This is a genomic window from Bacillus sp. AP50 (assembly GCF_040492675.1).
Taxonomy (GTDB): domain Bacteria; phylum Bacillota; class Bacilli; order Bacillales; family Bacillaceae_G; genus Bacillus_A; species Bacillus_A cereus.
The window spans coordinates 1-7143 of record NZ_JBEUTW010000366.1 but is presented as its reverse complement, the minus strand read 5'-3'; the positions used below and the strand labels follow the sequence as shown (position 1 = coordinate 7143).

The following is a 7143-nucleotide window of genomic DNA, read 5'->3' as shown; positions in this document are numbered from 1 at the left end:
GTACATGATAACAAACAAAATACCTAAGTTCAGAAAGAATAAACAACTTTCTGGCCTTAGGTATTTTTCCTTCTCAAAAAGGCAAACCTGCATCACAGGTTTGCCTCTTTACTCACTTCTTATTTAATCCTTTTTCACTTAAAAACTCTTTCATATGCATTCTTTTTTCTTTAGACATAAACGAACTCATTGATTCCGTCCATGTTACGTTTTTCTTGTTTGATGATCTTTCTTTATAATACGCGTTCATCGTTTCATCATATTCGTTTAGTAATTCATCATACTTTTGTTCATCATATCCATTTTCATGAAGAACTGCTGCTACTGGTAAACGTGGTTTAACTCCATGTTCTTCATCTGGTACACCGACTGTCATTCCGAATACAGGATATACTTTATCCGGTAAATGAAGCAGTTCACTCACTTCTCTCGGATTATTACGAATACCACCAATATAACAAATACCGTATCCTAACGATTCTGCTGCTAGTGCTAAGTTTTGCGCAAAAAGTGAAGCATCTACCGTCGCAACGATAAAGTCTTCTACTCCCTCATGCTTTATCTCTGTACTATGTTTTTCACATGCAATTTCAAGTCGTTTTAAATCTGCACAACAAACAAAAAATGCTGCACAGTCCTTCACATGGCGATTTCCGGATAGCTCTGCTAGTTTAGCCTTTAATTCCTGATCTGTTACATATATAACAGAATACGCCTGTACAAAATGTGATGAAGCTGCATGTTGCGCAGCATGCACCATCTTTTCTACTACATCTTTCGGAATTGATTCTTCTTTATATTTACGAACTGAAACATGTTGCTCCATCTTATGTATGATCTCATTCATGAAAATCACTCCTTTTTTCTCTTCATAATGAAAAATTAACATATCTTTTTCAATTTTCACAACTTATAAGCACAAAAAGAGCAATTCTTTTTGAATTGCCTTTTTTAAAACGTTTATCGATACGGTAAATGAAATTATAATTATCTTATTACGCCGTTTTCAAAACTTTAATACCTTTTACGATATTCCAAATGAAGTAGTAAATTCCTACAAGAATGAACACTGCATATGTGATAGCCATTCCAATTCCAGCACCGTCAGATTGATTGAAACCTAAACCGTACATGCCTGATACTGCTAGTCCTCCAAATAAGATTGCGTATGGGAAAACATGTGACCAAAATGCTTTTTTCGCGTGATACTTCACTTCATCTTCTGCAACAAAGTACACGATAATTGGTAGTAAAAATGGTGCAAAAAAGATACTAAAGTAACATAACGAAGATAAAATATTATTTCCTTTCATCCGATTCACCTCTAAATAGTTTTTGTTACCTTCATTATGTCAGGAAATCATTCTAGAAACTATCGCTTTACCTTTCACGAACGTGACATATTTGTAAGATTTTCCTCAAACTAAATCCCGCCTGAGTTTCAGACGGGATCACTTTCACTATATTCGATTCATAAACCAATACTGTGTAATTGCTAAATATTCTCGTACATTCGATGGAATGATGATTGGTTTCGGTGTTTTTGCCGGAAGACCTTCTAATTGTAAACCTTGTTTGGCCGCTATTTTTTTCGCTCTAAACATGTGAAAATCGTTTGTTACGATCATACCTTTTTTCATATCGGCTGGAATTAACGGTTTTGAGAATGTAATATTCTCATCTGTACTCGTAGATTTGTCCTCCATTATAATGCGGTCTTCTGCGATATTTTGTTTTATTAGTCCTTGTTTCATTGCTAATGCTTCTGAAATGTCTTCGCCTTTTCCTTGTCCTCCAGATACGATAGCGATTGTTTTCTCATGTGATTTTAAATATTCAGCTGCTTTATCAATACGATATTGCAATGAATAAGATGGTTTCGTCCCATTTACTTTCGATCCTAGTACAATTATGTAATCAGCATCGTATGTTGCATTCATATGCCCATGCTTATAAATGTGATATTGTAAAAACCCCGCATACACGGCGCAAATCATTATAACAACTAAAATGCCCTTCATTATTTTCTTCTTTCTCATATTCATATACTCCTATTTTCTTTTACTTCCTTCATGATAATATCCATTTATTTGTTTGTATACAGACAAATTCCAATAAACCCTAATTTATCCTCTGAAAGGTAATATTTATATTACTTTCGGGAATAGTAAGTACAACTTTACACGAAGGAGTGTCTCTATTGCTTCTCTTTTTATGTAACGTGTCGTTCTTTTTCATCTTATTTTTGCTATCGCTTAAGTTACTCGGTAAATCCGCGTTAGCGCAACTAACTCCTCATGATTTTGGGGCTATAATTTTTTTATCTTATTTAGCTTTCCAGGCCATACCCGTCTCTGGTGCTTTACAAGCATTTCTCGGTATGGTTGTTATCACATGTTTACATTTACTCCTTACAAAATTAAGCCTATTCAACAAACTAAATCGTTTTATTCTCGGACACCCTATCATTTTAATTAAACATGGTGATATTATTTTTGAGAACTTACAAAAAAGTAGATACCCCATTGCAGAACTGCTTTCTAATCTTCGCGTTGCAGGATATCCAAGTGTTCATGAAATTGAATACGCTATTTTAGAAGCGAACGGCGCTATTAGTATTTTACCAAAAAGAGAACTTGTACCATTAACTCCAAAAGATTTAAACATAGATGTTAAGTATGCTGGATTACCAATTGCACTTATCGTCGATTCACAAATTCAATATGATAACTTAAAGTTAATACATAAAGATGAAAAATGGTTATATAAAGAATTAAAAGAAAAAGGAATTACAAATATTAAAAACGTTGCCTTTGCTTCTGTTCAAGAAACGGATGGATCTTTTGCTATTAGTTTAAAGGAATAAGAAAATCCCCTTAATTGCTTAAGGGGATTTTTTATCATATCGCTTCTTTCTCTCCTGCCATATTTAATGGAACAGGATGTTTCATACGATTCATCGTAAATACGATAATCGCTGTCATTACTTCTGCAACTGGCATAACGAGCCAAATTCCATTTATACCAAATAGTTTCGGCATAATCCATAACAATGGAATAATAAATAGTAATCCTCGGCTCATTATAATAAGTACTGATTTCTTCGTTTGTCGCACTGATTGGAAGTACTCTCCATACACAATGTTATAACCTAAAAATACGTATTGGATAAAGAATAAACTAATACCTGTTAAGGTTAACTCCAATAATTCTGGAGATTGAACATCAAATAAACCAATGATATATTTCCCGAAGAATAATCCGACAATTATCGCAACGCCTCCAAGGACAACTGCAATTTTCACAGCAAACTTCAATCCTTCACGAAGTCTCTCTGATAAATTTGCCCCGTAATGGAAACTAGCAATTGGCTGTAATGCTGCTCCAACACCAAAGAATAATAGCAATGTCATTGCATGAATACTATTCACCATCGCATAGGAAGCTACTCCTACTTCTCCTGCACATTGGACAAATGCGATATTAAAACCAATCGTTACGATTGCAACCGTACTTTCTGCTGTAAAACTTGGGAAACCAATCACCATAATTTGTTTGACAGTATCCCATTCAAAATGAAATTTCGTCCACTTTAAAATACTACTTTTTCTAAAGAAATGGGTTAATAATACAAGGAAACCAATCGCTGCCGAAAGAATAGTCGCTGAGGCAGCACCTGTTACGCCCCATCCAAAGATAAAAATAAAGATATAGTCAAACACTATATTTAATACAGCCGTTACAACAAGACCAGCCATTGCTAAATTAGGATTTCCATCATTTCGTATAAATGTACTTAAAATATTTTCTAAAACGTATATCATTCCAAATGTTAATAATACGTGTAAATAGTCTAACGCATATGGTAGAATCACTTCATTTGCACCAAATAAGTATGCTAAATCTTCTATTCTCCATAAGCAAATCGCTGCTAAAATCCCTACGATAACAACTGCTACCGTCATTGATTGAGTAAAAATAGACCTTGCTCTCTCTCGTTTATTTTCACCTAATGCAATGGAATATAACGTTGCCCCGCCCATTCCAATCCATAATGAAATAGAGAAGAAAATCGAAAAGGCTGGAATAGCCACGTTCACTCCTGCTAAACCGTTCGCCCCAACTCCTCTACTAATCATAACCGCATCAATTACAATATTCACTGACATTAATACCATTCCGAGGACGGCTGGTATTAAATAAGAAATAAATAAACTTTTAATTGGTTTTTCTCTTAATTTTTCTGTTGCTTCCATACTCTAATATGCTCCTTTTTTTCAACTCTCTTTTCTTAGTTTAAACCTTCAAGTAACTTTAAGGTCAATAGAGAATTAAAAAATAGGTGACTTAATTATCGCATTTGATGCTCATTTGTAATTATACGAGTCCTATAACTTATTGCTTTGTTTTTTCATTATAGGAAGTTGAATTTCTGTTACTTGCTCCTCAGGATCTTCTGTTACAGACCAATCAATTAATGCAATCTCAATTGCATCTCCACTTATTTCGTATCCTTCTTGATCGATATATTTCATTAGCTTCTTATATGTTTCATCAGTTTCTTCATATGGCCCATGATGATATACACAGGCAAACATACCTTCTTTAATTTCATCTGAACTCTGTACTTCAAAAGGCATGTAATCCAAAAGAATAAAAACACTGCTATATGCTTGAAACTCATTTTGCATTAATCCTTTTTTCGCGACTGTTACACCGATATCTCCAGAAAATAAGCTATCATCCATTTGCCTCATATTTTTTTGCAACGAATGAATGTAGTACTCAAACATATCATCCGTCGTATTCGGGGCAACCGCAATAGCTGTTATTTTTCGCTGCGGAATCTCTTTTATTACCATTTGTTCAGCTTTTGCTTTTGTTGCTTCCTTAATTAAATGAATTCTATGCTCCATTTTCGCCAAAGCATACTCAATTTCTCTTTGTTTTTTCAACATCATCTCTTGTTGTTTTTCCAGTAAATTGAGTGCATATGCTGGATTTCTTTCATCAATATATTTTTTAATTTCCTTTAATGGAATGTTTAATTGGCGTAAAAACTTAATCGTATCTAATAGTGAAAATTGATCGATTGTGTAATAGCGATAATTTGTTTGCGGGTCGACAGTGGACGGATGAAAAATTCCCTTCTCATCATAATAGCGTAAAGTAGATTCCGCTATATTATGCATTTTTGCCATTTCTCCAATTGTAAAGCGTTTGTTTAATAACATCTTTTATTTCCTTCCATTTCTATTTATTTCATTATATGTTCATTTTGTCTTCAAAACAAAAAAGAATTCCCCTACGAGAATTCTTTTTATTAACTCTTAAACCTCTATTATTATAGGAAGGATCATCGGTTTTCTTTTCGTATTAGTATATATAAACTTCCCTAAAGCCTCTCTTACTTCTTTTTTCAAAATACCCCAGCTATTCACATTCTCTTTCCTCAAATTATTAATTGTAATAACAGCTAATTTATTTAATTCCTTTAAAAATTCTTCTGAATCACGAACATAGACAAATCCACGAGAGATAATGTCAGGACCGGAAATAATTTCTCCATCCACTTTATTAAAAGTAATAACTATAACGAGCATTCCATCTTCTGAAAGTTGTTTTCGATCACGTAATAAGGCATTTCCAACATCACCAATTCCTAATCCATCTACATATATATTTCCAGCCTGTATTTTTCTAGATTGAACGGCCACTTCATTACTAATATCTACAACATCTCCATTACGAACGATAAAGATATTTTCTTTTTCGACACCAATTGATTCTGCTAACAAACTATGGTGATGTAGCATTCTAAACTCTCCATGAATTGGGATAAAATATTTAGGTTTCATTAAAGTGAGCATTAATTTCAATTCTTCTTGATACGCATGACCAGATACATGGACTCCAGTAGAACTACCTGATCCATAAATTACTTTTGCTCCTAAAGCAAATAAATTATCTATAATTCTTGAAACGTTACGTTCATTTCCTGGAATCGGAGTCGCAGCTATAATAACCGTATCTTCTGGTAAAACATCAACTTGTCTATAGTTTCCACTCGCTAAACGCGCTAAAGCTGCCATCGGTTCTCCTTGACTTCCTGTACAAAGTATCGCTACCTGCTTTGGATCTAAACGATTTATCTCACTCGCTTCAATTAACATGCCGTCTGGAATATGTAAATACCCTTTCTCTAGAGCAACTTCTACTACATTTACCATACTTCTCCCTAGCAAAGCTAATTTTCGATTTGTTTTTATGCAAGCTTCAACTATTTGCTGAACACGATTTACATTAGAAGCAAATGTAGAAATAATTACTTTTCTATTTGCTTTCATAAATATTTCCTCTATCCGTTCTCCTACTGACCTTTCTGATGGAGTAAAACCCGGGCGTTCTGCATTTGTGCTTTCAGATAATAAAGCTAGTACACCTTCACTCCCTATTTTAGCCATTTTATGAATATCAGGATGTTGATTATTTACTGGTGTTAAATCAAATTTAAAATCACCTGTATGTACTACAGTACCTTCTGGTGTATGAAAAACAATACCGAGACAATCCGGAATACTGTGGTTCGTTTTAAAAAAGGTTGCCTTAATAGAACCACAATCAATTTCTGATTCTGAATGAATAACGATTAATTCCGTATCATTTTGAAGATTGTGTTCCTTTAATTTAATTTCAATTAAACCTAACGTTAACTTTGTTGCATAGATTGGTACATTTAGTTGTTTTAAAAAATATGGTATTCCGCCAATATGGTCCTCATGCCCGTGCGTTACTACTAAACCGCGAATTTTTTCTTTATTTTCTTGCAAATATGTGACGTCTGGAATTATTAAATCAATCCCTAATAAACTTTCATCTGGAAATTTAGATCCACAATCAATGACGACAATATCATTTTCATATTGGATAGCATACATATTTTTTCCTATTTCATTTACTCCACCTAAAGCAACAATAGACAAGTTATTTTTTAATGAATTCAAATGATAAAACCTCCTTTTCACATTTATAATTCGTGAAATAGCATTTAGGCTTTATTATTTGTAATGAAAAAGGACTTCATACTATTTCATACATATAAAAATTCACACACTATTCTTATATGTACATCTCTAATAACAC

General features: G+C 33.5%; 7 protein-coding genes. 1 reads left to right on the top strand and 6 read right to left on the bottom strand.

The annotated features are described in order from the left end of the window. Positions 1 to 112: 112 nt before the first annotated feature. The 3 genes from nfsA to ABWK52_RS22520 form a co-directional block, all read right to left on the bottom strand. Positions 113 to 847 (bottom strand): oxygen-insensitive NADPH nitroreductase, encoded by a 735-nt coding sequence (gene nfsA / locus ABWK52_RS22530; RefSeq protein WP_001002392.1) that lies wholly within the window; start codon positions 845 to 847, stop codon positions 113 to 115. 148 nt (positions 848 to 995) lie between these two features. Further along, on the bottom strand, positions 996 to 1313 hold the full coding sequence (locus tag ABWK52_RS22525) for a DUF4870 domain-containing protein (RefSeq protein ID WP_000678055.1): 318 nt from the start codon (positions 1311 to 1313) through the stop codon (positions 996 to 998). A gap of 147 nt (positions 1314 to 1460) precedes the next feature. Further along, a complete protein-coding gene (locus ABWK52_RS22520) occupies positions 1461 to 2039 on the bottom strand; it encodes a YdcF family protein (RefSeq protein ID WP_001227676.1) in 579 nt (192 codons plus the stop codon). Positions 2040 to 2200: 161 nt separating this feature from the next. Here ABWK52_RS22520 and ABWK52_RS22515 point away from each other — a divergent pair, with 161 nt between their 5' ends. Further along, positions 2201 to 2866, top strand: a complete 666-nt coding sequence (locus tag ABWK52_RS22515; RefSeq protein ID WP_000923922.1) for a DUF421 domain-containing protein — start codon at positions 2201 to 2203, stop codon at positions 2864 to 2866. 34 nt (positions 2867 to 2900) lie between these two features. Here the strand turns inward: ABWK52_RS22515 and ABWK52_RS22510 are convergent, their stop codons facing one another. The 3 genes from ABWK52_RS22510 to ABWK52_RS22500 all read right to left on the bottom strand — a co-directional run bounded on the left by ABWK52_RS22510 (position 2901) and on the right by ABWK52_RS22500 (position 7004). Continuing rightward, entirely contained in the window at positions 2901 to 4256 is a 1356-nt protein-coding gene (locus tag ABWK52_RS22510) for an MATE family efflux transporter (protein ID WP_098541423.1), read from the bottom strand. Between the two features lie 132 nt (positions 4257 to 4388). Then, entirely contained in the window at positions 4389 to 5234 is an 846-nt protein-coding gene (locus ABWK52_RS22505; protein WP_098541421.1) for a MerR family transcriptional regulator, read from the bottom strand. A gap of 96 nt (positions 5235 to 5330) precedes the next feature. Beyond that, on the bottom strand, positions 5331 to 7004 hold the full coding sequence (locus ABWK52_RS22500) for a ribonuclease J (RefSeq protein ID WP_098541419.1): 1674 nt from the start codon (positions 7002 to 7004) through the stop codon (positions 5331 to 5333). Positions 7005 to 7143: the final 139 nt, after the last annotated feature.

Excerpts from the sequence above, each read along its gene's own strand:
- ABWK52_RS22510 (WP_098541423.1), bottom strand. The coding sequence starts at position 4,256 with ATGGAAGCAACAGAAAAATTAAGAGAAAAACCAATTAAAAGTTTATTT.
- ABWK52_RS22505 (WP_098541421.1), bottom strand. The coding sequence starts at position 5,234 with ATGTTATTAAACAAACGCTTTACAATTGGAGAAATGGCAAAAATGCAT.
- ABWK52_RS22520 (WP_001227676.1), bottom strand. The coding sequence starts at position 2,039 with ATGAGAAAGAAGAAAATAATGAAGGGCATTTTAGTTGTTATAATGATT.
- ABWK52_RS22525 (WP_000678055.1), bottom strand. The coding sequence starts at position 1,313 with ATGAAAGGAAATAATATTTTATCTTCGTTATGTTACTTTAGTATCTTT.
- nfsA (WP_001002392.1), bottom strand. The coding sequence starts at position 847 with ATGAATGAGATCATACATAAGATGGAGCAACATGTTTCAGTTCGTAAA.